Source organism: Pseudomonas sp. 2024-210 (assembly GCF_045062345.1).
GTDB lineage: Bacteria > Pseudomonadota > Gammaproteobacteria > Pseudomonadales > Pseudomonadaceae > Aquipseudomonas.
In genome coordinates this window covers 13514-40238 of sequence record NZ_JBJGEJ010000003.1, presented here as the reverse complement: position 1 = coordinate 40238, position 26725 = coordinate 13514, and the positions used below count along the sequence as shown (strand labels likewise).

General features: G+C 56.5%; 26 protein-coding genes and 1 pseudogene. 13 read left to right on the top strand and 14 right to left on the bottom strand.

The annotated features are described in order from the left end of the window. Positions 1-90: 90 nt before the first annotated feature. Positions 91-810: a 16S rRNA (uracil(1498)-N(3))-methyltransferase gene (locus tag ACI7MX_RS04820; protein ID WP_405584504.1), complete on the top strand. Its 720-nt coding sequence runs from the start codon at positions 91-93 to the stop codon at positions 808-810. Here ACI7MX_RS04820 and ACI7MX_RS04815 read toward each other — a convergent pair. After that, positions 807-1778: a GlxA family transcriptional regulator gene (locus ACI7MX_RS04815; protein ID WP_314486667.1), complete on the bottom strand. Its 972-nt coding sequence runs from the start codon at positions 1776-1778 to the stop codon at positions 807-809. The genes ACI7MX_RS04820 and ACI7MX_RS04815 overlap by 4 nt on opposite strands. 191 nt (positions 1779-1969) lie before the next feature. Here ACI7MX_RS04815 and ACI7MX_RS04810 point away from each other — a divergent pair, with 191 nt between their 5' ends. Both ACI7MX_RS04810 and ACI7MX_RS04805 read left to right on the top strand, forming a co-directional pair. Further along, a complete protein-coding gene (locus tag ACI7MX_RS04810) occupies positions 1970-2611 on the top strand; it encodes an HD domain-containing protein (protein ID WP_314486665.1) in 642 nt (213 codons plus the stop codon). 20 nt (positions 2612-2631) lie between these two features. Then, positions 2632-2757: pseudogene (locus ACI7MX_RS04805) on the top strand (VapC toxin family PIN domain ribonuclease); the annotation flags it as partial. A gap of 3 nt (positions 2758-2760) precedes the next feature. On the opposite strand, the gene ACI7MX_RS04800 reads toward ACI7MX_RS04805, so the two are convergent. The 3 genes from ACI7MX_RS04800 to ACI7MX_RS04790 are packed head-to-tail and all read right to left on the bottom strand — an operon-like array spanning position 2761 to position 5341. After that, positions 2761-3663: a transporter substrate-binding domain-containing protein gene (locus ACI7MX_RS04800; protein WP_405584508.1), complete on the bottom strand. Its 903-nt coding sequence runs from the start codon at positions 3661-3663 to the stop codon at positions 2761-2763. 21 nt (positions 3664-3684) lie between these two features. Beyond that, a complete protein-coding gene (locus ACI7MX_RS04795; protein ID WP_314486661.1) occupies positions 3685-4035 on the bottom strand; it encodes a RidA family protein in 351 nt (116 codons plus the stop codon). Positions 4036-4066: 31 nt separating this feature from the next. Next, entirely contained in the window at positions 4067-5341 is a 1275-nt protein-coding gene (locus tag ACI7MX_RS04790; RefSeq protein WP_405584631.1) for a D-amino acid dehydrogenase, read from the bottom strand. 75 nt (positions 5342-5416) lie between these two features. Between ACI7MX_RS04790 and ACI7MX_RS04785 the strand changes: the two genes are divergently transcribed. Next, positions 5417-6319 carry a LysR substrate-binding domain-containing protein gene (locus ACI7MX_RS04785; protein WP_314486657.1) on the top strand — a complete coding sequence of 301 codons (903 nt, stop codon included), beginning with the start codon at positions 5417-5419 and terminating at the stop codon, positions 6317-6319. Positions 6320-6362: 43 nt separating this feature from the next. Here ACI7MX_RS04785 and ACI7MX_RS04780 read toward each other — a convergent pair whose 3' ends face one another. The 4 genes from ACI7MX_RS04780 to ACI7MX_RS04765 all read right to left on the bottom strand — a co-directional run bounded on the left by ACI7MX_RS04780 (position 6363) and on the right by ACI7MX_RS04765 (position 10828). Continuing rightward, a complete protein-coding gene (locus ACI7MX_RS04780; protein WP_314486654.1) occupies positions 6363-8354 on the bottom strand; it encodes a pyrroloquinoline quinone-dependent dehydrogenase in 1992 nt (663 codons plus the stop codon). Between the two features lies 1 nt (position 8355). Beyond that, on the bottom strand, positions 8356-8727 hold the full coding sequence (locus ACI7MX_RS04775) for a hypothetical protein (RefSeq protein ID WP_405584513.1): 372 nt from the start codon (positions 8725-8727) through the stop codon (positions 8356-8358). A gap of 293 nt (positions 8728-9020) precedes the next feature. Beyond that, a complete protein-coding gene (locus ACI7MX_RS04770; RefSeq protein ID WP_314486651.1) occupies positions 9021-10286 on the bottom strand; it encodes a sodium:proton antiporter in 1266 nt (421 codons plus the stop codon). Between the two features lie 164 nt (positions 10287-10450). After that, positions 10451-10828, bottom strand: a complete 378-nt coding sequence (locus tag ACI7MX_RS04765) for a DUF3077 domain-containing protein (protein WP_314486649.1) — start codon at positions 10826-10828, stop codon at positions 10451-10453. Positions 10829-11163: 335 nt separating this feature from the next. Here ACI7MX_RS04765 and ACI7MX_RS04760 point away from each other — a divergent pair, with 335 nt between their 5' ends. After that, on the top strand, positions 11164-11763 hold the full coding sequence (locus ACI7MX_RS04760) for a helix-turn-helix transcriptional regulator (RefSeq protein ID WP_405584517.1): 600 nt from the start codon (positions 11164-11166) through the stop codon (positions 11761-11763). Beyond that, the gene (locus ACI7MX_RS04755; protein ID WP_405584520.1) at positions 11753-12631 is read left to right on the top strand and encodes a queuosine precursor transporter; all 879 of its coding nucleotides are present in this window, start codon (positions 11753-11755) and stop codon (positions 12629-12631) included. Before ACI7MX_RS04760 ends, ACI7MX_RS04755 begins: the two co-directional genes overlap by 11 nt. Before the next feature lie 54 nt (positions 12632-12685). Here the strand turns inward: ACI7MX_RS04755 and queC are convergent, their stop codons facing one another. Next, entirely contained in the window at positions 12686-13387 is a 702-nt protein-coding gene (gene queC / locus ACI7MX_RS04750) for a 7-cyano-7-deazaguanine synthase QueC (RefSeq protein ID WP_405584523.1), read from the bottom strand. Between the two features lie 185 nt (positions 13388-13572). On the opposite strand from queC, the gene ACI7MX_RS04745 reads away from it, so the two are divergent. Then, a complete protein-coding gene (locus ACI7MX_RS04745; protein WP_314486643.1) occupies positions 13573-13959 on the top strand; it encodes an MAPEG family protein in 387 nt (128 codons plus the stop codon). A gap of 73 nt (positions 13960-14032) precedes the next feature. On the opposite strand, the gene ACI7MX_RS04740 is transcribed toward ACI7MX_RS04745, so the two are convergent. Beyond that, complete coding sequence (locus ACI7MX_RS04740) at positions 14033-15172, bottom strand: murein transglycosylase A (protein WP_405584526.1); 1140 nt, start codon at positions 15170-15172, stop codon at positions 14033-14035. A 129-nt stretch (positions 15173-15301) separates the two neighbouring features. Here ACI7MX_RS04740 and ACI7MX_RS04735 point away from each other — a divergent pair, with 129 nt between their 5' ends. Continuing rightward, positions 15302-15751 (top strand): c-type cytochrome, encoded by a 450-nt coding sequence (locus ACI7MX_RS04735; RefSeq protein ID WP_405584634.1) that lies wholly within the window; start codon positions 15302-15304, stop codon positions 15749-15751. A 299-nt stretch (positions 15752-16050) separates the two neighbouring features. Here the strand turns inward: ACI7MX_RS04735 and ACI7MX_RS04730 are convergent, their stop codons facing one another. From ACI7MX_RS04730 to ACI7MX_RS04715, 4 genes are all read right to left on the bottom strand, one after another. Then, on the bottom strand, positions 16051-16446 hold the full coding sequence (locus ACI7MX_RS04730) for a DUF1090 domain-containing protein (protein ID WP_314486639.1): 396 nt from the start codon (positions 16444-16446) through the stop codon (positions 16051-16053). 68 nt (positions 16447-16514) lie between these two features. Further along, the gene (ligB, locus tag ACI7MX_RS04725; RefSeq protein WP_405584529.1) at positions 16515-18179 is read right to left on the bottom strand and encodes an NAD-dependent DNA ligase LigB; all 1665 of its coding nucleotides are present in this window, start codon (positions 18177-18179) and stop codon (positions 16515-16517) included. A gap of 144 nt (positions 18180-18323) precedes the next feature. Beyond that, a complete protein-coding gene (gene metK / locus ACI7MX_RS04720) occupies positions 18324-19514 on the bottom strand; it encodes a methionine adenosyltransferase (RefSeq protein ID WP_122785446.1) in 1191 nt (396 codons plus the stop codon). 19 nt (positions 19515-19533) lie between these two features. Then, positions 19534-20529 carry an ArsR/SmtB family transcription factor gene (locus tag ACI7MX_RS04715; RefSeq protein WP_405584533.1) on the bottom strand — a complete coding sequence of 332 codons (996 nt, stop codon included), beginning with the start codon at positions 20527-20529 and terminating at the stop codon, positions 19534-19536. A gap of 261 nt (positions 20530-20790) precedes the next feature. On the opposite strand from ACI7MX_RS04715, the gene tkt reads away from it, so the two are divergent. From tkt to fba, 5 genes are all read left to right on the top strand, one after another. Further along, a complete protein-coding gene (gene tkt, locus ACI7MX_RS04710) occupies positions 20791-22788 on the top strand; it encodes a transketolase (protein ID WP_405584536.1) in 1998 nt (665 codons plus the stop codon). A gap of 144 nt (positions 22789-22932) precedes the next feature. After that, positions 22933-23988, top strand: coding sequence for an erythrose-4-phosphate dehydrogenase (gene epd, locus ACI7MX_RS04705; protein WP_405584539.1), 1056 nt, complete (start codon positions 22933-22935; stop codon positions 23986-23988). A 26-nt stretch (positions 23989-24014) separates the two neighbouring features. Then, positions 24015-25178 carry a phosphoglycerate kinase gene (locus tag ACI7MX_RS04700; protein WP_405584542.1) on the top strand — a complete coding sequence of 388 codons (1164 nt, stop codon included), beginning with the start codon at positions 24015-24017 and terminating at the stop codon, positions 25176-25178. Positions 25179-25210: 32 nt separating this feature from the next. Continuing rightward, the gene (locus ACI7MX_RS04695) at positions 25211-25429 is read left to right on the top strand and encodes a hypothetical protein (protein WP_405584637.1); all 219 of its coding nucleotides are present in this window, start codon (positions 25211-25213) and stop codon (positions 25427-25429) included. A gap of 223 nt (positions 25430-25652) precedes the next feature. Continuing rightward, on the top strand, positions 25653-26717 hold the full coding sequence (fba, locus tag ACI7MX_RS04690; protein ID WP_047278209.1) for a class II fructose-bisphosphate aldolase: 1065 nt from the start codon (positions 25653-25655) through the stop codon (positions 26715-26717). Positions 26718-26725 lie beyond the last annotated feature (8 nt).

The window sequence follows — 26725 nt, the reverse complement described above, 5'->3', positions numbered from 1 at the left end:
GCTGCGATGGGCTGCGCAGCAGACCTGCTTTAAGGGTCTTTGTTGCAGCCCGCGGCAGCCGCTACACATAGCCCTATTCAGAGAATTTTAATGAGACTGTCCCGTTTTTTCATCGATGCGCCCTTGAGCGTCGGTGATCATGAATTGCCTGAAGCTCAGGCGCATTACATTGGCCGCGTGCTGCGCATGGCCGAGGGCGATGCCCTGCAAGTGTTCGACGGCTCGGGCCATGAGTTCTCGGGGCGTTTGCTGGAAGTCGGCAAAAAACGCGTTCGCGTGGTGCTCGACGCTACGTTCGCCGGTCAAGTCGAGTCACCTTTGGCGATCCATCTGGGGCAGGGGCTGTCCCGGGGCGAGCGTATGGACTGGGCCATCCAGAAAGCCACTGAACTGGGCGTGAATGAAATCACCCCGATCATGAGCGAACGGTGCGAAGTGCGGCTCAAGGATGAGCGGGCTGACAAGCGTCTGGCTCATTGGCGCCAAGTGGCGATCAGCGCCTGCGAACAATGCGGCCGTTCGCGTGTGCCGGTCATTCATCCGCCCGTATTGCTGGCTGACTGGATCAAAGCCACGGACGCTGACCTCAAGCTGGTGTTGCACCCCGTTTCCGAACCTTTGGCCAGTCACGCCAAGCCCGCACGTCTGGCGTTTTTGATCGGCCCCGAAGGCGGGCTGACCGATAAAGAAATCGATCAGGCCCAGGGCGCCGGGTTCCAGCCCGCACGACTTGGCCCCCGGGTACTGCGTACTGAGACCGCACCGGTTGTGGCCTTGGCGGTGGCACAGCAGCTGTGGGGTGATTTTTAAGCTGGCAGCATCGCCGAAAAGTGCATTCGAAACTGTTGGGGCGATACGCCCACGCGGCGCATAAACACACTGCGCATATGGTGGGCATCGCGAAACCCGCACTCATAGGCCACTGTTTTAAGTGCCATCGAGGTGCTTTCGAGCAGGAGGCGTGCGGCATCCACGCGTGCGCCCTCCACAAATTGCGCCGGTGTAACGCCGGCCTCTCGGGCGAACACCCGGCTGAAATTACGCGGGCTCATCATGGCCGCCTGAGCCAGCTCGTTGATGCTCAAGTCTGCGCGCAGGTTGGCTAAAACATGCTCCTGCACTTTCGCCACGGGCGAACCCGCCTCGTTGGCTTTGGTCAGAAACGGGCTGAACTGTGATTGCCCGCCTGAGCGCTGGGTAAACACCACCAGGCGTTTTGCCACATTCAGCGCTACATGTGGGCCGTTATCCTGACTCAGCAGGTACAGAGACAGATCAATCCCCGCAGTCACACCCGCCGAGGTGTAGAGGTTGTCGTCTTGCACAAACAGTCGATCCGCGTCCAGTTGTGCACTGGGGCACAGGCGTGCGAGGGCAGCAGCATCACTCCAGTGCGTAGTGACCCGCCGCCCCTCCAGCAGTCCGGCCCGCGCCAGTAAAAATGCGCCATTGCAGATCGAACCAAAGCGTCGGGAGTGACGGCATATTGAGTGCAGCCATGTATTGAATGCCGGGCCGAAATCCTGACCGGGCAACGTGGGCCCCCCTGCGCATAGCACCAGATCATAAGACGGTCTGGCCTGAGAAAAATGCCGGTGAGCCTGGATGACCAACCCGTTGGAGCACGTCAGCAAACCGGCTTCCACCCCCAGTACCTCAAGCTCATAGCGCATGCCTGGGGCCAGAAAGGCATTGGCCTCGGCAAATACATCCATAGGGCCGGTCACATCCAGTGCCTGCACGCCGGGGAAAACAATCAACGCTACAGTCTGTGTCATCGGGTTTGCCGTCAGGGTGATACAAGATGAAATACCGCAGAGGGTAGTTGCCGGCAAGCGTGCCCGGCGAGATGGCCGTGTCTGCACCCTGAATGGCACGAATCGCCCTTTCAGTATGATTGTTGCCACCCGGGCCTGTGCGCACACTGAAGATACCAGCGCCACCCTAGCGCTTGATCGAGGAGTTCGCCATGAGTCATACCATTGCAGGCATTGTCATCCCGGACAGCGCCTTGGCTAAAGCCACCACCGAATACATCCGCGACGTTGAATCGGACTTGCTCTATCACCACTCGCGACGGGTCTTTTTATTTGGCGCACTGAGCGGTCAGCGCAAGCAACTGGCCTATGACCCTGAGCTGCTTTACGTGGGGGCCATGTTTCACGACTTGGGGCTGGTTGAGGGGCATCGCACGCAGAACGAACGCTTCGAAGTCGACAGTGCCAACAGCGCCAAAGCCTTTATGCGGCCATTTGGTTTGAGTGACGATGATGTCGAGCAAGTGTGGTTGGCAATCGCTTTGCACACGACGCCCGGTGTGCCACATCATTTGCGGCCGAACGTGGCGCTGGTGACGGCCGGGGTAGAAATGGACGTGCTGGGTATCGACTATACGGCGTTTGCAGCAGAGCAGCGCGAGGCCGTGGTGCATGCCCACCCACGTGGCGAGGGCTTCAAGGAATGCATTTTATGTGCGTTTGCCGACGGCTTCAAAGACCGTCCCGATACCACTTTTGGCACCGTTAACGCCGATGTGCTGGTGGATAAGGACCCGACCTTTAAACCGCTGAACTTTGTCGACATCATTCGTACTTCACCTTGGGTGTCATGATTTTGGCTTCTACACATCGCAAACCGATAGGTCCCTATGACCAGATGATTGCCGGGCATGCGAGATCGCAGGGCCTCATCTTGGTCACCAATAACACCCGCGAATTTGAGCGCGTACCCGGTTTACGCATCGACGATTGGGTCTGAACCTTACTGCACCGGATCACTCACCGGCTTGGCGATGATCTGCTTCAGTTCGGCGGTCATCGGAAATTCCAGATTCAGGCCGTTGGGCGGGATAGGCTGTTCAAACCAGCGCTGGTAAATGCCCGTGATTTCACCGGATTTATACAAGTCGGCCAGCGTTTTGTTGACCACTGCCAGCAACTGCGGGTCGTCTTTGCGCACCATGCAGCTGTAGATTTCCCGCGATTGTTCAGCCCCGACCACATTCCAGTTGTGTGGATCGCGGGCTTTGGCGCGTTCACCGTAGAGCAGCGCGTCATCCATGTAGAACGCTACGGCACGGCCGGTTTCAAGCATCTTGAACGCCTCGCCGTGGTCCTTGGCGCTGATGACGTTCATGTCCATTTTGTTGTCTGCGCTGTAACTTTTGATAAAGCGCTCATTGGTGGTGCCTGCGGTGGTCACGACGTTTTTGCCGCGCAAATCATCAAAGCCTTTGATGCCGCTGTCTTTGGCGGTCAGTAGCTGACCTTTGACGTAAATAAAACCGTAGGAAAACGCCACCTGCTTCTGTCGCTCGGCGGTCACACCGGTTGAGCCACATTCAAGGTCAACGGTGCCGTTTTGCACCAATGGAATGCGCGTCTGGGAGGTCACCAGGTTGTATTTAACCTTCAGTGGCTGGCCGCCCACTTGTTGCTGAATGCGCTCGACGATTTTGTTCGCCAGATCCACTGAGTAGCCCATTGGTTTGCCACTGTTATCACCTACGTACGAAAACGGCACTGACGCATCGCGATAACCCAAGGTAATAGACCCTGAATCCGTGATCTTCTTCAGCGTGCCCTCTAAAGGGGCTTCGTTGGCCTGAGCGGCGTGGCTGATTAACAGGCCGAGCGTGCAACTGATCAAAGTCAGCTTTTTCATTGTTGTATCCCCCTAAAAAGATTAACGACGAACAGCAATCACACTGATTTCTACCAATACCTGAGGTCGCGCCAGCTCGGCTTGCACGGTGGTGCGGGTGGGCGCTTTGCCGTCTGATAGCCAGGCCGACCAGACGGCATTCATGGCGGCAAAGTCGCGTCCGATGTCTTGCAGATAAATAGTGGCGTTTAGAACATGGTCTTTGTCGCTGCCGGTTTCTGCCAGCAAGGCGTCGATCTTGCTCAGCACCTCTTGCGTCTGTGCGGTGATGTCCTCGCTGTGTGTCGGCACTTGGCCGGACAGAAATACCAGCGCCTCGAACGTTGCGGCAGCGCTCAAACGCTCATTGCTGTTGATGCGTTGAATCGTCATGGGGCTTTCCTTTTTATTTAGCGTGGCATCGTCAGGCGGCATAAGGTGCCAAGCCTTGTAGGTCGATGGATGTTTTAGTCCGGGCAATCAATTCACTCAGCAAGCGTGCGCTGCCACAGGCAAGGGTGAAGCCCAAGGCACCGTGGCCCAGATTGAGCCACAGGTTTCGGTAACCGCTGGCACCCAGAATGGGCACCCCGGTAGGGGTTGCAGGGCGCATGCCAGCCCATTCGATCGCGTCGTGATAATTCCCCGCATCGGGGAATGTGCTGGCGGCCAGTTGGCGCATCTGAGCCAGACGTTTAGGGTCCGGGGAGGGATCGAAGCCGACAATGTCCACCATCGCGGCGATGCGCAATTGCTCGCCAATGCGGGCATAAACAATTTTTCGATCGTAGTCGGTGATGCTCACCTGCGGTGCTTTTTGCGGGTCGCTCAGCGCCAGCGTGAGGCTATAGCCTTTGAGCGGGTACAGCGCCAGATTCAAGCCCGGCAAGCGCAGAGCGGGGCTGTTGTGCCCCGCCGCCAGCACCAGTTGGTCGACGGCCAGAACGTCATTGCCCATTTCCACGGCGTTCACGGCACCGTTTGCGTGGTGAATACGGGTTACGGTTTTACCCAGCAAAAACGTGCAACGGCCACTGGCCTGTAAGCGGGCGGTCAGTTGTTGGCAGAAGGCATGGCAATCACCGACTTCTTCGCTGGGGGTGTAGATACCCCCGACAAACGCGCAGCCTTGCAGGCCGGGTTCCAGACGGGCGCACTCACTGGCGCTTAAGGCCTGTTGGAATGAGTTGTTGATAACTTTTTTGCGGGCTTTGTTGAAGTTCGCCTCCTCGCGGAATGCCACCAGCTTGCCATTACGTTGCCAAGCAAAGCCGTCCAGATGATCTTCTTCGCGCCATTGTTGCAACGTGGCCTGACTGAGCAGTGCCAAACGCAGCAAATGTGCGCCATTACGCTGATTGACCGACCCCCGGCACGCCGCCATAAATGACGCCAGCCAACGCCATTGAGCCGGGTCCATGCGCGGACGAAGCTTGAGGGGTGAATCACCGCGCAGCAGCCAGCCCATCGCTTGCCACGGCACGCCAGCATCGGCCAGCGGTGCGACATAGCGGTACGACAACTGACCGCCGTTGGCGAAGCTGGTCTGACTGGCGAGGGTGGGTTGTGCTTCTATGACGCTCACCTCGAAGCCGTCCCGTACCAAGGCATAGGCGGTAGCCAACCCGATGACACCCCCTCCGATGATGCAAACCCGCTGTGTCATGTCTGTCCCTAACCCCTGTTGAGCGGGCTTCAGGTTAGGGGCAGGTGACAGGCGTCGAACAATGAATAAAGATGGCTCTCCCATAAACAAAGGTTATGGACTGCCGCCATGCGCTTGCGTCATATCGAAGTGTTTCAAGCGATTCGCCAAACCGGTTCTGTCAGTGCCGCGGCTCAGCTGCTGCATGTGTCGCAGCCTGCTGTCAGTAAAGTGCTGCAGCATGCCGAGCAGCGCTTGGGCTTTGCCTTGTTTTTACGGGTGCGTGGCAAGCTCCAGCCAACACCCGAAGCATTACTGCTAGAGCGTGAGGTCAACAAAGTGACCGAAAGTCTGCAGGGCGTTCAGCGTCTGGCAGAAAGTTTGCGCCGAGCGCCGGGCCACCGTCTGCGCATCGGCAGCACCCCGGCCTTGGCCTTGTCGCTGATGCCTCCGGTGATCAGCGAGTGGACGCAGCGCTATCCCGACATCAGTTGTGAGCTGGCCAGCGCTCACACGCGCGAGCTGATCCAGAACCTGTTAATGCACGAATTGGATGTGGCCCTGACCTTTAAGTTGCCTGATCATCCCGGCCTCAAGGCGCAGGCGCTTGCCCACGGTGTGCTGGTGGCGCTGGCGCCGCGAGGGTTCTGGCCGGATGAAAGTGAGGGGGTACCGCTGGCGCTGGAACAACTGGCCGATGCACCACTGATTGGCCTGAGCAGTGCCGATCCGCTGTTTGCGCATCTGGACAGCTACCTCAAGCACATAGAACCGCCGCCGCGTATCAGCATTGCGGTACAAACGTATTCTTTAGCGCGGGCGATGGTGGAAGCAGGGGCGGGATTAACGGTGATTGATCCGTTCACCGCATTGGGCGCGTCACGGGCGAGCACCTTGATTCGGCCCTTGAGCCCGGCGCTACCCATTACGTTGTATGCGCTGACCCGAGCCGATGAAGCCCCGGCGCATACTCTGGAGGAATTACTGCAACTGTTCGCTGAACGGGCCAGTGAACAGTTGCAGCAGCTATAGCGTGAGGTGTAGCCGCTGCTGAACGCTGCGGCTACGGGTTACCTCACTTCGGCAAGGCGTACACCACCACTTGATCGCCTACTTGATCTTTCATGATCGAGTTACCGCCTGCCACAAACGCCACGTATTGACGGCCTTTGTATTCATACACAGCCGGGTTGGCGACCGCGGGAGCCATGACAATGTCAGACCACAGTTCTTTGCCGTCCTCCAGTGAGTAGGCGCGCACTTTGGCGTCCATCGATGCTCCGATAAAGACCACGCCACCTGCCGTCACAGCTGGGCCACCAATGGTAGGCGAGCCCATGTCTTCAGGCATGTACCAGCCCCATTGCTGCACAGCACCCATCGGACGACGCCATTTCACATCACCGGTGTGCATGTCGATGGCCACCAGTTCACCGAATGGCGGTGCCCAGCACGGCATGCCGGCCCAGTTCTGCGCGTTGAGCAGGCTCATGCCATAAGGCGCGCCGATTTGTGGGTAGAAGCCGTTCTCGTTGCCCGCTTCTTTAGGTTGCTTGTCGTAAGCGGCACGGTCCCACAGCTTGATCATCTGCACGATGTGCGAGGTGTTGACAATGGCTACCTGGCTGACCGGATCAAACGCTACACCGCCCCATTGAACGCCACCGGCGCTGTCCGGGTAGGCCAATACGCCATTGCCTTTTGTGGAAGGCGGCGAGTACATACCGTCGTACTCCAGGCCGTCCCACATTTTCGAGCACTGGCCAAAACCGACGATGTCAGCAATTTTCCAGATAGCAGGCTTTTTGGACTGGTCGAGCAACGGCGCAGGCTTGGTCGGGAACGGCTGAGTAGGCGAATACACTTCGCCATCGGCATCGCCTTGCGGTACAGGGCGCTCTTCAATCGGCCACACGTCTTCGCCCGTGCGGCGATCCACCGTGAACAAGAAGCCCATCTTGGTCGCTTGCATCAAGGCGGGCACTGGCTTGCCATCGACGGTGATGTCCATCAGGGTCGGCGCCGAGTTGATGTCGTAGTCCCACAAATCGTGGTGAACCCACTGACGAGACCACACCACTTTGCCGGTATTGATATCCAGTGCGGTTGTGGACGTACCGAGCGGAATGGGCTGGGTGCGATTGCCGCCCCAATAGTTGGGTGAAGGTGAGGACACGGGGATATACAGCAAGCCCAGCGCAGGGTCGTAGGACATCGCGGTCCAGATGTTGGCCGTACCGGTTTTGCCCGCTTCCGAGTCCGGGATCGGTTTGAATTCCCATTCCAGCTCGCCAGTACGGGCATTCAGTGCAAAGAGCGAACCCGGCGATTCAACTTCGTATTCCCAGTCTTTACCGGCCCAGCCGACAATCAGTTTGTCGCCGATCACCGTCGGTGGTTGCAGTTGCGACAGTGGCCATTTTGCGTTGACCTTGTTCCATTGGTTGACGTCCACCACACCGTTTTTACCGAAGCCTTCGCACGGTTTGCCGGTGTCGGCATCCACCGCATACAACTGTGCGGTCATGTTGCCCAGATAGACCATCTTCTGGCAGGCCACCCCCGCTTGCGGATTCTTTTCCTGCCAGTAAGACACACCACGAGACTTCAGTGCGGGCTGAGTTTCAGCCACCAGCGGCGACTTGGTGTCGTAGGTCCACTTCTCTTTGCCGGTCTCAGGCTCAAGGGCAATGATCCGATAAAAAGGTGTGCCAACGTACAGCGTGTCGTTGGCAAAAATAGGCGTAGCGGACCACACCGACGGCGGGATTTTATCCGTGCCCGATGACATGTCACCGGTGAAATACTGCCAAACCTTGGTCAGATTACCGACGTTGTCCTTGTTGATTTGGGTCAGGGGTGAGTACTTCTGCGCGCTCAACTGACCGTGAAAACTGTCCCACTCTTTGCCGGAAGGCAGCGGGATTTTTGCCTCTTCGGCAGAGATGTTGGCGGGTGCCAACAAGGGAGGCGGCACCGTGTAGGTGTCTTGTGCGTAGGCATTGGACAGTCCTGCCAGCGCACACAGCGCTGGGGCGGCCAACAGATGCTTTTTAATCCTGTTCATATCACGCGCTCCTTGATGGCTTGCCGCCAAACGTTTCGATGACGACACCCACAGCGCAGATGGCCAGTACCACGGCCGTCAACCAGCCGTGCAGCAGGCACACGGCAATGAACGTACCGATCACCCCGACCCAGCTTAAAATCAGCCAGAAGCAGCGCAACCCTCCAGGCTTGGTCTGCACCAGCAGTACGCCTAAAAGAAACATCACAAACTCGGCGAACATCGCGACCATGGCGCCTCCGGAGTCCGTCACACCCGATAAGGGCGTGAAGAAGCGCCAAGCGGTGATGGCCAGCGCGACCAAGGCCGCGACGATCATGATGTAGGCACCAAGGTGGCGCCTGGGCGGTGTATAAACAGCAGAAGTACTCATCCCTTTCCCCTTTCCATGTCATGCCTCAAGGCATCAGGAAACACAGTGTAGTCAAGCTACTGGGAAACAGCGTGATGAGGCTCAATGTTGCGTGGGAATTTGTGGGCGTTGCGGGTTAAACGGCGAGCAAAAAACATCGTAGTCGCTGAGGAGGAACGAAGGCTGCGATCGGTCGCGAAGCCATCGTTGAACCTGGCACATCCAGTGTCCCGTTCTGCGACCGCTGCGCGCTCGATCGCAGCCTTCGGCAGCGGCTACGATGAGCGGGGGGGGCTGAACGAGCGTCTGGGCAATTAATGCGCGTGGTCGTTATGCGCCTCAACGGGTGCATCTTTGGTCACGTGCTTGACCAACTTGCCGATGGTTAGGCCCTGGAACAGGATCGACGACAGCACCACGATGTAGGTGATACTCAAAATCAGGTCGCGTTCAGGGCCCAGCGGCAGTGCCAGCGCCAGCGCCACAGAAACCCCGCCGCGCAAACCGCCCCACGTCAGGATACGGATCGTGCCGCGCGGCACTGTCCGCCAGCGACGCAACAGCACAATGGCCGGCGCCACGGTGAGCAGGCGAGACAGCAAAATGGCCACGGCCAGCACACTGGCGGCCAGCAAATGCAGCCACGAGAACGGCAACAGCAACAGCTCCATGCCGATCAACGCAAACAGCAGCGCATTGAGCATGTCATCCAGCAGTTCCCAGAAGCCGTCCATATAGCGACGGGTCATTTCGTTCATGGCCTTGTTGCGGCCAAGATTGCCAATAATCAAACCGGCTACAACCATCGCAATCGGCGCAGACACATGCAGTTCACTGGCCATGGCCGAGCCGCCAATCACCAGAGCCAGTGTCAGCATCACCTCGATTTGATACTGCTCGATGCTTTTGATCATCCGGTAGACCAGATAACCAATCAGCCCCCCGAACACCACGCCGCCAATCGCTTCATGGGCGAATAACATGGCCGTCGCACTGAGGCTCGGGGTTTCGCCCAATTGCACAATGCCCAACAACACGGTGAACACCACAACGGCGGTGCCGTCATTGAACAGCGATTCGCCCACGATGGTGGTTTTAAGCGGTTTGGAGGCGTTCGCGGTTCGCAGCACACCGAGCACGGCGATCGGATCGGTCGGGGAAATCAACGCACCGAAGAGCAAGCAGTACAAGAAGCTCACATGCCAACCGAAGAGGGCGAAAATCCAGTACGCCAAACTGCCGATCACCGTGGTGGCGATCAGCACACCCACCGTGGCCAGCAGGCCAATGGGCCATCGGTAACTGCGCACATCGTTGATGTTCACGTGCAAGGCACCGGCAAACAGCAGGAACGACAGCATCCAGTTCATCAACAAATCGCCGAAGTCGATCTGGCCGATCAGCTCTTGCACGCGCTCTTCAAGGCCCGGATACCCGAGAAAGCTCAGGCCCTGCAACAGCAGCGAAAACATAAGGGCGGTGACCATGACGCCGATGGTGGGCGGCAGGCCGATGAAACGGAAGTTCACGTACGTGAGCAGTGAAGTCAGGCAGATAAACGCAGCAACAAGTTCAAGCATTCGGGATCCTGTGGCGGTGGCAGAGAGGGGTAGGCCGATCAGTTCAGGCCACTTATTGGATGCACCCCCCCGCGTCAGGGGCACATCGCAGGGCGTGACAAACGGGCGCAATGGCTGGCAATCATTGACCGTCTTGAAGGCGGATGGTTGCAGAGCGTTGGGAATTAGCGATGTTGGCGGCTGATCAACCTGTCCAGTGACGTGTCGACACAGGACTTGGCCATCTCAATCAGGTGCATCACCGAAATCAACTGTTCGTTGGGTAAGCCATTCAGGGCGCCCCCAGCTTGACGCAACACGTCCGACGCATGGGCGAGCGTTGCTTTTAGCTTGACACCATCGTGGGTCGCAATGATGGGCGATGTCGTTTTGGCTAACGGTGGCGTGTCAGACAGATAGAAGTCCAGAGCGCGATTGGCGGCGTCGCGGTCGAGCAGCAAGGCGTCATGAGTCATAGGCGAAAGGTCAGTTGTTGTAGAGGGGCGGCAAACGTGGGAAGTCTCGGTACCGGTCATTGGCGACATTGTTTTGAAATTTTGCATGCTCTTCCTTGGGTATGAGTGTCTGTCGGCAAAAATGCTTGAAGTGTTGCTGTCATTTATCAAAGAAATAAACATGTGCATAAAAGAATGATTAATTGTTTTGATCAATTAAAAGTTTATAAAAGTGATTCTGTTTTTGTAAGGTGGATAAAGTGTGAAGGAAAAGTTCCTACAATAGTTTGCGATTGTTCCTTGCTGCAAAAGGCATTGTAGGGTGTGTGAAATATTTTGGTTTAACTGGTGCAGTAATCCGTTTGATGTTTTGTTTTTAATGCTGTTACGTGTGCTGGAGACGTGGGAGGGGATGTACAGGCGTGGGCAGTGAGGGTTTACAAATGCACCGCAGAGAAAAAAATGAACACCTGAAAAGCAATATTCGCTATTTGATTAAAAGCCGTGGCGAGACCCAGTTGTCACTGTGCAACGCCAGCGGTCTAACGCGCACGACCATCTACAATATTCTGGAAGGTAGAGTTACAAACGTTCAGCATTCAACGGTTCGGAAAATATCGGATTTTTTTGGTGTTTCTTATAAGGAAATTGAGCAGGTCGATTTTGAAGAAAAAGAAGCCGTTGACCAGAGTATTTCCTTTGCAGGCAATATGAATCCGGCCGCAGTGCCGATTGTGCCGGAAGATCAGTTAATCAATTGCTTGGGTAAAACAGTGGGTGAGTTGGTCACCTTATATCCACTCACGTACTATTTTGGCCGGGGTCATAATGTGCTGGCTGTGCTGCTTAAGCATGCGCTTGTGGATATTAATGAGCCTGGCGATATGTTGATCGTTCATAAAGGAGTATTCGATAAAGGGGCCGATAATCTAGCTTACGATTCGCAAACACATAAGTTGTGTGTGCTGAGGGGGCAGCGCGAAGAAGAAAGTGGCAAGTACCTGGTCGGTCGTATTATCGAGGAGCGATTTAATGATTTGTAAGTGCGCGGGCGATAATGTTCGATACAAATTGCTGGGTTTTGAAAATGATAAGAATATAGCGATTTTTATGATTGTCGCCACGGGCAAGCTGATGAAGATCAAATTGTCGGAATTGATGGGCAGTGAGGTCATGAGCGATCTTAATGCGACGGAAGTCAAAACGATTCATAAAAAATTCTATTCTCAGCAGGGGGCAGTGACGACCTATGACTTCAAAGACCGCCATGAACGGTCTTGGATAATGTATGTGGCTTTGAATATGCTCCTGTTCACGCTCTATTTGTTTACCAATATTGCAGCCCTTAAACCTATTTTTCTTGAGTGGCCTGGAATTGTTGTGACAGCGGGTACGTTTCTTTATCCGCTGACTTTTCTAGTGGTCGACATGTTAAATGAATTTTATGGGCTAAGGCTGGCAAGAAGAGCCATAGGATTTGCGTTTGTCAGTAATGGGATGATCATTGTGATGCTCAGTGCAACAACTAGTCTCCCTGGGCTAGCCGGTTGGGCATTGGATGGACCTTATACCCAAGTTATTGGAAGTCTCTCTGCTGTACTTATTGCTTCGCTGGTCTCTTTTCTCGTATCTGAGTACGTCAATACGTATCTTCTGTGTAAAATAAAAGAGCTGACCAATTCTAAGTATTTATTCGTGCGTGTGTTTTTTAGTACGTTTTGCGCGGTGATAATAGACAGTGTGCTGTTTTGTTTTTTGGCGTTTTACGGCGTTATGGCGTTCGATGTTCTTGTGGATATGCTGATAGTTCAAATACTCATTAAGATAATATTCGCTTTTGTGAACGTCCTGCCTGCTTATGGCGCAAGGGCGCTTTTTAAACGGTATGTATTTTCTGAGGGGGCGAAATAAGGCAATCAAGGCGAGCTATCAACACAAGGTGTGTTGATAGCTGTTCGTTCTTTATCAAGCCATGTTTAGTTTTTTATTCAAGCTGTCGCGTACCGTCTGTTTGTTTTCCAGAAAATACTGCAAGCCTTTAGCTCTCAGGTCGCATGCCGCACAGTTACCACACCCGTTTCCGATAATGCCGTTATAGCAAGTCAGCGTGTGTTCACGGATCAAGTCCAATTGGTTGTAATGATCGGCCAGGGCCCATGTTTCGGCTTTGTTTAACGACATCAAAGGTGTTTCAATCTGTACGTTGTAGTCCATGCCTGATTTGATCGCATGGTTAAGCGATTTGACGAATTCGTCACGGCAGTCCGGGTAGCCAGAGAAGTCCGTTTCACACACACCTGTAATAACTGTTTCGGCTTGAACTTGGTAGGCATAAATCGACGCCAACGTCAGAAATAATATATTGCGGCCAGGCACAAAGGTATTGGGTAAACCCTTTGCTTCTGACTGATTTGTGTCCGGCACAGGTATGTCATTGCGGGTCAGGCTACTGACCGTTAACGCATTGAGAATGGAGGCATCCAATACAGTATGTGCAGTGATACCCAGTTGACGCGATAACGCTAATGCGGTCTCTATCTCTGCTCGGTGCCGTTGGCCATAGTCAAACGTGATGCAATGGATTTCTTCAAAGTGGGGCAGGGCATGCAGTAAGCATGTTGTTGAATCTTGTCCGCCGCTAAAGACGATGACAGCTTTTCTATTCATTTCGCTCGCTCGCTCGTTCGTGGCTGCAACGTTGTTGCGGTATTTATTGAAGCGGCGAGACTATTCCCCGGTTGTGACAGGTACAAGCGAGTGGCGTTTTCTAGGAAGCTTCCAGCTGTTATAGCGATTAGTCCTACGGACTGTGCTAAAACTATTGGCTATGAAACGTTAAAAAGGAAATTCCAATGACGGTTGCCTTCTGGTGTGTATTGATTGCCCTTTGCTTGCCCTACGTGTGTACCGGCATTGCGAAATTTAGTGGGGGCAAGTTCGGGCCTCGGCAAAATCACGACCCCCGATCTTTTCTTGAAACCTTGGACGGTTTCGCCAAGCGCGCCCATAGCGCTCAGCTCAACAGCTTTGAAGTGACACCCGCGTTTGCCGCTGCAGTGATCATTGCCGACATAGTGGGCAACGCCCAGCCAGTGACGATCGATGTACTGGCCGTGTTGTTTATCACCAGCCGCCTGCTGTACATCATTTGCTACCTGGCCGATTGGGCGATGATGCGTTCCCTTGTGTGGTTCATCGGCATGGGGCTGATCGTCAGCTTCTTCTTTGTGTCGGTGTGAGTGGCAAGCGACAAGCGACAAGCTAGAGCGTGTACGGTTATCGCTTTGGACTTGCAGCTTGCAGCTAGCGCAGCTACGGCAACGCCGCGCCTTTTGGCCACAGCAACCAGATGTTGCCTTTCTGCTTCATGTCACCCGCGATTTGCCCGGCCTCGGGGCCAGTACCGACAAAGAAGTCAGCCCTAACTTCGCCGGCAATGGCGCCCCCTGTGTCTTGGGCGGCTACCGGGCGAACGATGGGTTGGCCGTCGGCCTGGGTCGTTGACAGCCAGAGCAAACTGCCCAGCGGGATGACTTTGCGATCCACTGCCACGCTGTAGCCCGCCGTGAGCGGAACATTCAGTGAGCCACGCGGCCCTTCGTTGCTGTCAGGGTTTTGGGTGAAGAACACGTAGCTCGGGTTGCTGGCCAGCATTTCGTGTACACGTTCTGGATGAGTCATTGCCCAAGCGTGAATCGTGCTCATGGTCACGTCTTCTTTTTTCAGCTCGCCCTGCTCAACCAGCCACCGTCCAATGGGTTTGTACGGATGGCCGTTCTGGTCCGCATAACCAATTCTCAGTTGGCGGCCGTCGTCCAGTTGTACGCGGCCCGAACCCTGAATTTGCAAAAATTGCAGGTCCATCGGATCGGTCAGCCACGCGAGTACGGGGGCATCCAAGCCTTTGCTATTGATCGTTTCGGCCGTGTCATAGGGCTTGAGTGTTCGGCCTTCCAGGCGGCCACGCAGTCGTTTGCCCTTGAGTTCGGGGTAGATGCTGTCCAGATTAACCACCACCAGATCGGACGGTACGCTGTAGATCGGTACATTGGCGGTTTGGGTCGGCTTCAGGCTGCCGGGGTAAACCGGTTCGTAATAACCGGTGATCAACCCGTCACTGCTGCCTTCTGCCGAGCGCAGGCTGTACACATCGAGATGGGCCTGCAAAAAATCGCTGATTTCAGGCACGCTCGGGCTGGCCGGCAGGTTGGCTGCATCGCTGCACACGCTGCCCCAATTGGGATCGGCCTTGAGACGGGTACACGCGCTGCGCCATGAAGCAAAGCCACTTTGCAGCTCTTCACCTGTCACCTGCGGCAACGCATTCCAGTCGGCTTTGCTGTAGGTGGTGTGGGGTTGCGGTTTTGCCGTGTCTTTGTCGGTGCCGTTGCATCCGGCCACTAAGAGGGCAGCGGGTAAGACCCAGGCCAACGGCTTGAAAAATAGGTTCATCAGCAAAGTTCCTTCAAGGGTTGCCGAGGTTAAATTCCCTTCAAGGCAAACCCTATATTTAATAGGGGTATTGGTGTTTGCAGGGTGCGAGAGGATACTGGCGGCCGTTTTCTGTGACGTGAAACCACTCTGATGCTTAAACGACTGCTTGTTCCAGTGCTTGCCTGCGTGATGTTATCGGCGTGTGGCGGGGTTGATCCCAATTCGCCATTGGGCCAGCGTAAAGCGATTTTCAAACACATGCTCAACACCAGTGAAGAGTTGGGTGGCATGTTGCGTGGCCGTCTTGCCTTTGATGGCCCACGTTTCAGCGAAGGTGCGGTCAAGCTTGATGCGTTGGCCCATGAGCCGTGGAAGTATTTTCCCCAGGTTAAAGAAGCTGATCAGACCAGCGCGACCGATGAAGTATGGAAAAATCAGGCACGTTTTCAGGCGTTGGCCCGACAGTTGGAAGCGGCTACCGGTGAATTGGTGGTCGCCAGTCGGGAGCAACCTTATGCCGTCAGTCGCCTGGCGCCCGCTGTGCAAAAAGTTGAAGACACGTGCAGCGGGTGCCACAAGGTATTTCGTAATCACTGAACGAAGCTGCAAGCTAAAGCCCCCCTCACCCTAGCCCTCTCCCAGAGGGAGAGGGGACTGACCGCACGCTGAGTTGAAATCACAGCCTATCAACCCCCCTCTCCCAGAGGGAGAGGGGACTGAACGCACGCTGAGTTGAAATCACAGCCTATCAACCCCCCTCTCCCGGAGGGAGAGGGGGCTGACCGCACGCTGACTTGAAATCACTGCCTATCAGCCCCCTCTCCCTTTGGGAGAGGGCACTGCCTATCAGCCCCCTCTCCCTTTGGGAGAGGGTTGGGGTGAGGGACTTTGCAGCCTTACTTATCCAACTGATCCAGCGCTTCTTGCAGTTCTTTACGCGATTCAGCCAGCTTGGTTTTGCGCTTGTCGATTTTTTCCGGGTCGCCTTTTTTCATGGCTTTGTCCAGATCCGCCTGGCGTTTGCTGACTTCGTGCTTGGCGTCCAACACCTTGTTTTCGCGCTCTTTCTTCAGGCCCGCGTCGGTGCAATGGGCATCCACTTCGCTCAGGGCTTTTTCCAGACCCGCCACCTGAGGACTGTTGCCGTGGGCGCGAGCCTGCTCAAGTTGTTGAGAGATTTCGTGCTTCTTGGCCGCACAACCGGTCAGTTCCGGCGCCTGTTCAGCCGCCATCAACGGTGCAGCCAGCAAGCCGCAAACAGTAAACAAGGCGAGGGGTGAAAGAAGTTTCATAAAGAGCTCCATGGCAAAAGATGACAATAAACACGATTTAAAAGGCAATGCTGCGGGTTGAAGCGCGTCTAGTCAAAGCCGGCAATTCCCGCAGCACGTAATTGTTCACTTAAAGCCAGTACGTTCGGGTCACGCAAAAATGCATGCAGTTGCGCCGCACGCTGCTCCCCGATGCCCGGATGTATCTGCCAGGCCTGTGCATCGCGAGCCACCAACCCTTGCCATGACTGACCCAGTGGCACGTCGCCGGTGGGTGGCAGGCCGATTGCTTTGACCCAGCGCTCGAACGGTTGTTGGCGTGCTTGCTGCAAACTATTCAGCAGGCGGGCAATGCGGCGCTCGCCCAAGCCATCAATGTTAGCAAGCTGTGCGGCATCCAGTGTCAACCAATCCAGCAGGCTGGTGACTCGCCCTGTCTGAATCAAGGTGTTCCAAGTGCCCGGCCCGACAAATGGCAGGGCCAAACCTTTTTTACCGCTGAGCCAATTCAATCGGGCCACAAACTGGCTTTCACACCCCGGCGTCGCTTGCCAGCAACTCAATGCATGGAAATTATTGGGGTTGGGTGGCAGCACTTCAACGCGTTCGCTGGCACGGATCACAACACTGTCCAATCGGGGAATGGTCAGGCCAGCAAGGCTGATGGCCACGTGATCGCCGGGGCGGATGTCCAGGCTCTGCCAGCGTTGCAGCGAACCGGTACTGATACGTTTGATGGTGCGGTCGTCGAGTCGCACCGGGGTCAACTCAAGCATCGGTGTGATGCGCCCGGTACGACCGATGTTGAAGGTGACCTTGCGCACTTCGCCCACGGCCTGCGCATGAGGATACTTCCAGGCGGCGGCCCAGTTCGGTGGTTTGGCCTGCCAGCGTTGCGCAATGGGTCGTTGGCTCTGACGTAATACCACGCCGTCGCTGGCAAACGGCAGAGCGGTGGTGTGCCAGCGTTCGCGCCAGTGTTTGGCGTGTTCGACATGCTCGATGGGCTGGCTATACGCCAGGCTGTCAGCAAAGCCCAGCGTGCTCAGGTGGTGCAGTCGTTCGGCTTGGGTGCCCGTACCTTCAGGCCAGTCCCAGACAAACAGGCCAATGCCTTGACCGTGTTCGACGCTCAGGTGTTGGCGTGCCATAAGGCCAGCCACGCTGCTACGGGCATTGACGCTGCCTGCTGCTGCCTGAATATGGCCGGGCAAGCGCCAGTACAGTTCGCCTTGCAGCACGATGTCCACAGGCTGCGGTAGCTGTTGGGGGATGGCGCTGATGGTGCGCGCCGAACGCTTCCAGTCTTGCCCCCGAACACCATCGCCCCGGCTGATGACTTGTTGCAAACGCCCTTGGTGATAGACCAGCGTGACAGCCACACCATCCACTTTGGGTTGAATCCACACGTCCTTTCGGCCTTTGAGCCATGCTTTGATCGCCTTGTCATCCGCCAGTTTGGCCAGACCGGTTTGCACCACGGGGTGAGTCACTGGCCCGCCGGCTGTGTGCAGCGGGTTGTCCACAGGCAAATCTTTGAAGCACGTTTGCCAGTGTTCAAACCGCGTGCGGGAGGCGTCGTAAATCGCATCGCTGACCTGAGACAGGCCAAGGCGGTGATAGCTGTCGTCCCAACTTTTAAGCTGTTGTTGTAGCGCTTGGTAGGCCGACTTGTCGGGGCATGTTTGCGCCTGCGTGTGAACGGCTGAAAGGGCGAGCAAAAGCCCGCTGAGAAAAGAGAATCTGGCCAACATGATGAGCGTCCCTGCCCGGAGTAAACGCTTAAGGCTAGTGAAGACTTTTTGGCGCAGGGGGAGCGTGCATTGCACCGTGTTTCAGGTGCATGAAAAAGCCCCAGACAGTCGCCTGTCCGGGGCTTTTGGGTGCAGCAGGGTTACTTACAAACCAGCGGCAGAGCGCAGCTCTTCAGCGCGGTCAGTGCGCTCCCACGTGAACGTGGTGAAGGTGTCATTGCCCACTGTCTTGGTTTGCGGCGTGCGACCAAAGTGGCCGTAGGCTGCGGTTTCCTGATACATCGGGTGCAGCAGATCCAGCATGGTGGTGATCGCATATGGACGCAGGTCGAACACATCGCGAACCAGCTTGATGATTTTCTCGTCAGAGATTTTGCCGGTGCCGAAGGTGTTCAACGAAATCGAAGTCGGTTGAGCGACGCCGATAGCGTAGGAAACCTGAATCTCGCAGCGCTCAGCCAAGCCAGCAGCCACGATGTTCTTGGCCACGTAACGACCGGCGTAGGCGGCCGAACGGTCAACCTTCGATGGATCTTTGCCCGAGAACGCGCCGCCGCCGTGACGGGCCATGCCGCCGTAGGTGTCCACGATGATCTTGCGACCGGTCAGGCCGCAATCGCCTACCGGGCCGCCGATGATGAACTGGCCCGTCGGGTTGATGTGGAACTGGGTGTCTTTGTGCAGTAGTTCAGCGGGCAGCACGTGCTTGACGATCAGTTCCATCACGCCTTCACGCAAGTCTTTGTTGGAGACTTCCGGATTGTGCTGGGTCGACAGCACGATGGCGTCGATGGCTACAACCTTGCCGCCTTCATAACGGCAAGTGACTTGCGACTTGGCATCCGGGCGCAGCCAAGGCAGCAGGCCGGATTTACGGGCTTCGGCCTGACGCTGAACCAGCTGGTGCGAGAAGGTGATCGGTGCTGGCATCAGCACGTCGGTTTCGTTGCTGGCGTAGCCGAACATCAGGCCCTGGTCGCCGGCACCCTGATCTTCAGGCTTGGCACGGTCAACACCCTGATTGATGTCAGGCGATTGCTTGCCGATGATGTTCATCACGCCGCAGGTTGCGCCGTCGAAGCCCACGTCGGAGCTGGTGTAGCCGATGTCAGTGATCACGTCACGAACGATCTGTTCCAGGTCAACCCAGGCCGACGTGGTCACTTCGCCGGCGATGATTGCTACGCCGGTTTTCACCAGAGTTTCGCACGCCACGCGGGCGAACTTGTCTTCGGCAATGATAGCGTCCAGCACCGCATCAGAAATCTGGTCGGCGATTTTGTCCGGATGCCCTTCAGACACGGACTCGGAGGTGAAAAGGGAGTATTCGCTCATCTCGACGGTTTCCTAATATTTACCGATGGTGAGTGTCGCCAGCAGGCCGCTGAAAGTGGCGGACCTGAATCTGGAAACCATTACGTAAGCCTATATAGAGGCTTTCCCCGGGAACGAGTCCCGCAGCGGTGGCCCAACGGGCCAGATCATCTTGTTCAAAACCAAGCCAAAGGTCACCGCAAGCTTCGCGGGCCCACGCCTGATTATGGCTACACAACTCTGTTACCAGCAGGCTACCGCCAGGTTGCAGCAGATTGGCCAGTTGCCTGAGTGCTTCGGCCGGTGCGGCGAAATGGTGCAAGACCATGTTCACAACGACGCAATCGGCGTGGATCTGTGCATCCTGCAACGCGTCAGCCAGGATCAGCCTGACGTTCTTCAATGACTCGCGTTCACATAGCTGGCGGGCCAGCTCAAGCATCACAGGGCTGTTGTCCAGTGCCGTGACCTGATGAAAGCGACGGGCCAGATCGGGTAGGAAACTGCCGTCCCCGGGGCCCACTTCCAGGGCCGTAGCCGCTGGGTTGAAGCTCAGTTTATCCAACAAGGCCAGGACGCTATCCCGGTACTGTGGCAAACCTGCGATCAAATCCTGTTGAGCGCGAAATTTTTCGGCGATGCGCGAGAAAAAGTCCTGACTGGCCGCTGCCCGTTGTCCGTGTACGGCACTGATGCGCGCGAGCACGTCGGCGGGCAAGGTCAGGTTGTCGACTTCTTCGAGCAGGGCCGCGTGCAGTTTGCCGCCCAGCTGATCCGTATGGGGCAGGGCGCGACGATAAAAAATCGCGTTGCCTTCACGTCGTGTTGCAACCAGCCCGGCCTGGGACAACACCTTGAGGTGATGGCTCATGCCGGACTGGCCGGTTGCAAAAATGTGCGTCAGTTCCAGCACGCCGAACGAATCGTTGGCCAGTGCACGCAGTACATTCAGTCGCAGCGGGTCGCCACCGGCCTTGCACAGGGCGGAAAGCTCATCGCAATCGTCATGACGGATTGAAGGTACGCGTAGGTTCATGGGGCCGCAGTCTAGTTACCCGGTTCGCCGCTCGCAAGTTCAATATCAAAACTTTTTGATATTGATGGATGGAGGGTGCGTTTGTCGGAAGACGTGAGTGAAATAACGAAATGAAATGTCCGATCCTTAACAGGTGGAACGGTTAAGCACAGGAAAAACGCCTCAAGCGACTATCTGTCATTGCCCAGCGGCAGTGGGTGAGGGAAAATGCTCGCCTTTTTTCCGTTTCGTTTTATTTATTAAATACCCAGGAGAACAGCGATGCCCAGCCGTCGTGAGCGTGCCAACGCCATTCGTGCACTCAGCATGGATGCCGTGCAAAAAGCCAACAGCGGCCATCCAGGTGCCCCTATGGGTATGGCGGATATCGCCGAAGTACTGTGGCGCGATTATCTGAAGCACAACCCGAGCAACCCGTCGTTCGCAGACCGTGACCGCTTCGTGCTGTCCAACGGTCACGGTTCGATGTTGATCTATTCGTTGTTGCACCTGACCGGCTATGACCTGTCGATTGACGATCTGAAAAGCTTCCGCCAGTTGCACAGCCGTACCCCGGGTCACCCGGAACTGGGCTACACGCCGGGCGTTGAAACCACGACTGGCCCATTGGGTCAGGGTTTTGCCAACGCTGTGGGTTTCGCCCTGGCAGAAAAAGTCATGGGCGCGCAGTTCAACCGTCCAGGCCACGACATCGTTGATCATCACACCTACGTGTTCATGGGTGATGGCTGCATGATGGAAGGCATTTCCCACGAAGTGGGCTCGTTGGCCGGCACGTTGGGTCTGAACAAACTGATCGCGTTCTACGACGACAACGGCATCTCCATCGACGGCGAAGTGGAAGGCTGGTTCACCGACGACACGCCTAAGCGTTTTGAAGCCTACAACTGGCAAGTGATCCGCAACGTGGACGGGCACGATCCGGAAGAAATCAAAACCGCCATCGAAACCGCTCGCAAAAGCGACAAGCCAACGCTGATCTGCTGCAAAACCACAATCGGTTTCGGTTCGCCGAACAAGCAGGGCAAGGAAGATTGCCACGGTGCTCCACTGGGCAACGACGAAATCACCCTGACCCGTACTGCGCTGAACTGGAACCACGGTCCTTTTGAAATCCCGGCTGATATCTACGCCGAATGGGATGCCAAACAAGCCGGTGCGGCGGTTGAGTCCGAGTGGGACAAACGTTTCGCCGCCTATGCGGCCGAGTTCCCGGAGCTGGCGGCTGAGTTGTCCCGCCGTCTGAGCGGAAAATTGCCGGCTGACTTTGATGCCAAGGCCACTGCCTACATCAACGAAGTTGCGGCCAAAGGCGAGACCATCGCCAGCCGTAAAGCCAGCCAGAACACCCTGAACGCCTTTGGCCCGCTGTTGCCAGAGCTGTTGGGCGGTTCGGCCGACCTGGCCGGTTCCAACCTGACCCTGTGGAAAGGCTGCAAAGGCGTTTCGGCGCAAGACGCCAGCGGTAACTACATGTACTACGGCGTACGCGAGTTCGGCATGAGCGCCATCATGAACGGCGTCGCGGTTCACGGTGGTCTGGTGCCTTACGGCGCAACCTTCCTGATGTTCATGGAATACGCCCGTAACGCGATCCGCATGTCGGCCCTGATGAAGCAGCGCGTGATCTATGTGTTCACCCACGACTCAATCGGTCTGGGCGAAGACGGCCCAACGCACCAGCCGGTTGAGCAACTGACCAGCCTGCGGACGACGCCGAACCTGGACACTTGGCGCCCAGCCGACGCGGTGGAATCCGCAGCGGCCTGGAAATTCGCACTAGAGCGCAACGACGGCCCTTCGGCGCTGATCTTTTCGCGTCAGAACCTGAACCACCAAACCCGTGATGCCGGGCAAATTGCCGACATCAACCGCGGTGGTTACGTGCTGAAGGATTGTGCAGGCGAGCCTGAACTGATCCTGATCTCGGCCGGTTCCGAAGTGGGCCTGGCTGTTCAGGCTTGGGAAAAGTTGACTGAACAAGGTCGCAAGGTGCGTGTTGTGTCGATGCCTTGCACCAGCGTTTATGAAGCTCAGGACGCGGGCTACAAGCAGTCGGTTCTGCCGCTGCAAGTCAGCGCGCGTATTGCCATCGAAGCTTCCCATGCTGACTACTGGTACAAGTACGTCGGTCTGGAAGGCCGCGTGATTGGCATGACCACCTACGGCGAGTCGGCGCCTGCGCCGGCGTTGTTCGAAGAGTTCGGTTTCACTCTGGAAAACATCCTGGGTCAGGCTGAAGAGCTGCTGGAAGACTAAGTAAGTCCCTCTGTAGCCGCTGCTGCAGGCTGCGATAAGGGCCGCGCGACCTTCGTTTCAAAAAGGTCGCTGCGCAACCCATCGCAGCCTTCGGCAGCGGCTACAGGATTTTGCATTGACTGCCCGCCCTGATAAGAGAACCCCATGCCTCAACCGCGTCCTTACAAAGTTGCACTCAACGGCTATGGCCGGATTGGCCGTTGCGTCTTGCGTGCGTTGTTTGAGCGAGGGGCTGCTGCCGGGTTTGAAATTGTTGCACTCAATGATCTGGCCGATATGGCCAGTCTCGAATATTTGACGCGTTTCGACTCCACTCACGGCCGGTTTCCGGGCGAGATACGGATCGAAGGCGACTGCCTGCATATCAATGGCGACTGCGTGAAAGTGTTCCGCAGTGCCACTCCTGAAGGTATCGACTGGGCCTCGTTGGGCGTCGATCTGGTGCTGGAATGCTCCGGCGCTTACAACACTCGCACCGATGGTCAGCGTTTTCTCGACGCCGGGGCACCTGCTGTCTTGTTTTCGCAACCGATGAGCAGTGAGGCGGATGTGGACGCCACCATCGTGTTCGGCGTGAACCAGCAAAGCCTGACCGGCGAAGAGCGTCTAATCTCAAACGCGTCCTGCACCACCAACTGCGGTGTACCGCTGTTGCGTTTGCTGGATCAGGCGTTCGGTCTGGAATACGTGTCGATCACCACCATTCACTCGGCGATGAACGACCAGCCGGTGATTGATGCCTACCATGACGAAGATCTTCGTCGTACACGTTCGGCGTTTCAGTCAGTGATTCCGGTGTCCACAGGCCTGGCGAAAGGCATTGAACGTTTATTACCGGAACTTGCTGGCAGAATTCAGGCCAAAGCCGTGCGGGTGCCGACCTTGAATGTGTCGTGCCTCGACATCACCCTGATCACGGCGCGCGACACTGACGCCGCAGAAGTTAACCGTGTACTGCGCGAGGCTGCCACCCACGGCCCGCTCAAAGGCTTGTTGGCGTATACCGAATTGCCGCACGCCAGTTGTGATTTCAACCATGACCCGCATTCGGCGATTGTTGATGCCAGTCAGACCCGTGTTTCCGGCCCCCGGCTGGTGAACCTGCTGGCCTGGTTCGACAACGAGTGGGGATTTGCCAATCGAATGATCGATGTGGCAGAGCACTATCTGCACGTTACTCAACCCCAATCTGCTCCATAACATTAGAAACTCAGGAATTGTGACCCATGACCGTGTTGAAGATGACCGACCTCGATCTGCAAGGTAAACGCGTACTGATCCGCGAAGACCTCAACGTCCCGGTAAAGGACGGTGTAGTCACCAGCGATGCGCGCATCCTTGCTTCGCTGCCGACCATCAAGCTGGCGTTGGAAAAAGGCGCGGCGGTCATGGTCTGCTCGCATTTGGGGCGCCCGACTGAAGGTGAGTTCTCAGCTGAAAACAGCCTCAAGCCAGTGGCTGATTACCTGAGCAAGGCCTTGGGCCGCGAAGTGCCACTGGTGAGCGATTACCTCAATGGCGTTGACGTTAAACCCGGCGAGATCGTGCTGTTCGAGAACGTGCGCTTCAACAAGGGCGAAAAGAAAAACGCCGACGAACTGGCCAAGCAATACGCCGCACTGTGCGACGTGTTTGTGATGGACGCCTTCGGCACGGCTCACCGCGCTGAAGGTTCGACCCATGGCGTTGCCAAGTTCGCCAAGGTGGCCGCTGCAGGCCCATTGCTGGCGGCTGAACTGGATGCGCTGGGCAAGGCGCTGGGTGCTCCGGCCAAGCCGATGGCTGCCATTGTTGCCGGCTCCAAGGTGTCGACCAAGCTCGACGTGCTGAACAGCCTGAGCCAGATTTGCGACCTGCTGATTGTGGGTGGCGGCATCGCCAACACCTTCCTCGCCGCTGCCGGTCACCCGGTGGGCAAATCGCTGTACGAGCCGGACTTGCTGGATACCGCCCGCGCCATCGCGGCCAAGGTCAACGTACCGTTACCTGTTGACGTGGTGGTTGCCAAGGAATTTGCTGAAAGCGCTGCCGCGACAGTCAAATTAGTCGCTGATGTGGCTGAAGACGACATGATTTTGGATATTGGCCCGCAAACTGCAGCCAACTTCGCCGAACTGCTGAAATCCTCTAAAACGATTCTGTGGAACGGCCCGGTGGGCGTGTTCGAGTTCGACCAGTTCGGTAACGGCACTAAAGTACTGGCCCATGCCATTGCTGACAGCTCGGCGTTCTCCATTGCGGGCGGTGGCGACACCTTGGCCGCCATCGACAAATACGGTGTGGCTGATCAAATCTCCTACATCTCGACCGGCGGCGGAGCGTTCCTTGAGTTCGTTGAAGGCAAAGTACTGCCTGCCGTTGAAGTGCTGGAAAGCCGCGCCAAAGGTTGAATGTGATGCAGGCCCTGAAAGGAAGCATGGACATGGTCAAGGTGTTACCGCTGTTAATCATTGCGGGCTTTTTGGCCGGTTGCGCCGGTTCACCTGAACCGTCGCCCGAAGCGGCTACGCCCGAAGAGAGCGGCTGCTACCAGGCAGACTGGCAGGCGCAGAGTGTGCCACTGGTCAATAAGCGATCAGGGCCTGAAGCGTTGGAAAAATACGAGACACCCCAACCTTCCAAAGAGCGCGGGTGCCCGTAACGCCTTAATACCGGTAGCCGCTGGCGTAGGCTGCGATCGAGCCCGCAGGGGTCGCGCTTTTGAAAAGCGAAGGTTCTGCGAACCTTTTCGCAGCCTTCGGCAGCGGCTACAGATGATGAATGCCCGCAGTCGGCTAACCCCCGATCTGCAATAACTTGAATAGCAGCCGCCGCTACGGCAGGCTTGCACGATTAACGACCCTCGTCCGGGAGAGATACGTACCATGGCACTTATTAGCATGCGCCAGATGTTGGACCACGCCGCCGAATTCGGTTACGGCGTTCCAGCTTTCAACGTCAACAACCTTGAGCAGATGCGCGCCATCATGGAAGCCGCTGACAAGACTGACTCTCCGGTGATCGTTCAGGCCTCGGCCGGTGCGCGCAAGTACGCAGGTGCTCCTTTCCTGCGCCACTTGATCCTGGCTGCCATCGAAGAATTCCCGCATATCCCGGTGTGCATGCACCAGGACCACGGCACCAGCCCTGACGTGTGCCAGCGTTCCATCCAACTGGGCTTCAGCTCGGTGATGATGGACGGCTCGCTGGGCGAAGACGGCAAAACCCCGACCGATTACGACTACAACGTTCGTGTGACGCAGCAAACTGTTGCGCTGGCGCACGCTTGCGGTGTGTCGGTTGAAGGCGAGCTGGGTTGCCTGGGTTCTCTGGAAACCGGCATGGCTGGCGAAGAAGACGGTATCGGCGCAGAAGGCGTTCTGGATCACAGCCAGATGCTGACCGACCCGGAAGAAGCCGCTGACTTCGTCAAGCGCACTCAAGTGGATGCCCTGGCCATTGCCATCGGTACCTCGCACGGCGCTTACAAATTCACCAAGCCGCCTACTGGCGACGTGTTGGCGATCGACCGTATCAAAGAAATCCACAAGCGCATTCCGAACACTCACTTGGTGATGCACGGTTCGTCGTCGGTGCCACAAGAGTGGCTGAAGATCATCAACGAATACGGCGGCGACATCAAAGAAACCTACGGTGTGCCGGTCGAAGAAATCGTTGAAGGCATCAAACACGGCGTGCGTAAGGTCAACATTGACACTGACCTGCGCCTGGCATCGACTGGCGCCATGCGCCGCCTGATGGCCACCAACCCAAGCGAGTTCGACCCGCGCAAGTTCTTCGGCGCAACCGTGACCGCCATGCGTGATGTGTGTATCGCTCGTTATGAAGCGTTCGGTACCGCAGGCAATGCTTCGAAGATCAAGCCGATCTCCCTCGAAGCCATGTACCAGCGTTACCTGAAAGGTGAGCTGAACGCCAAGGTCAACTAAGACCTGGC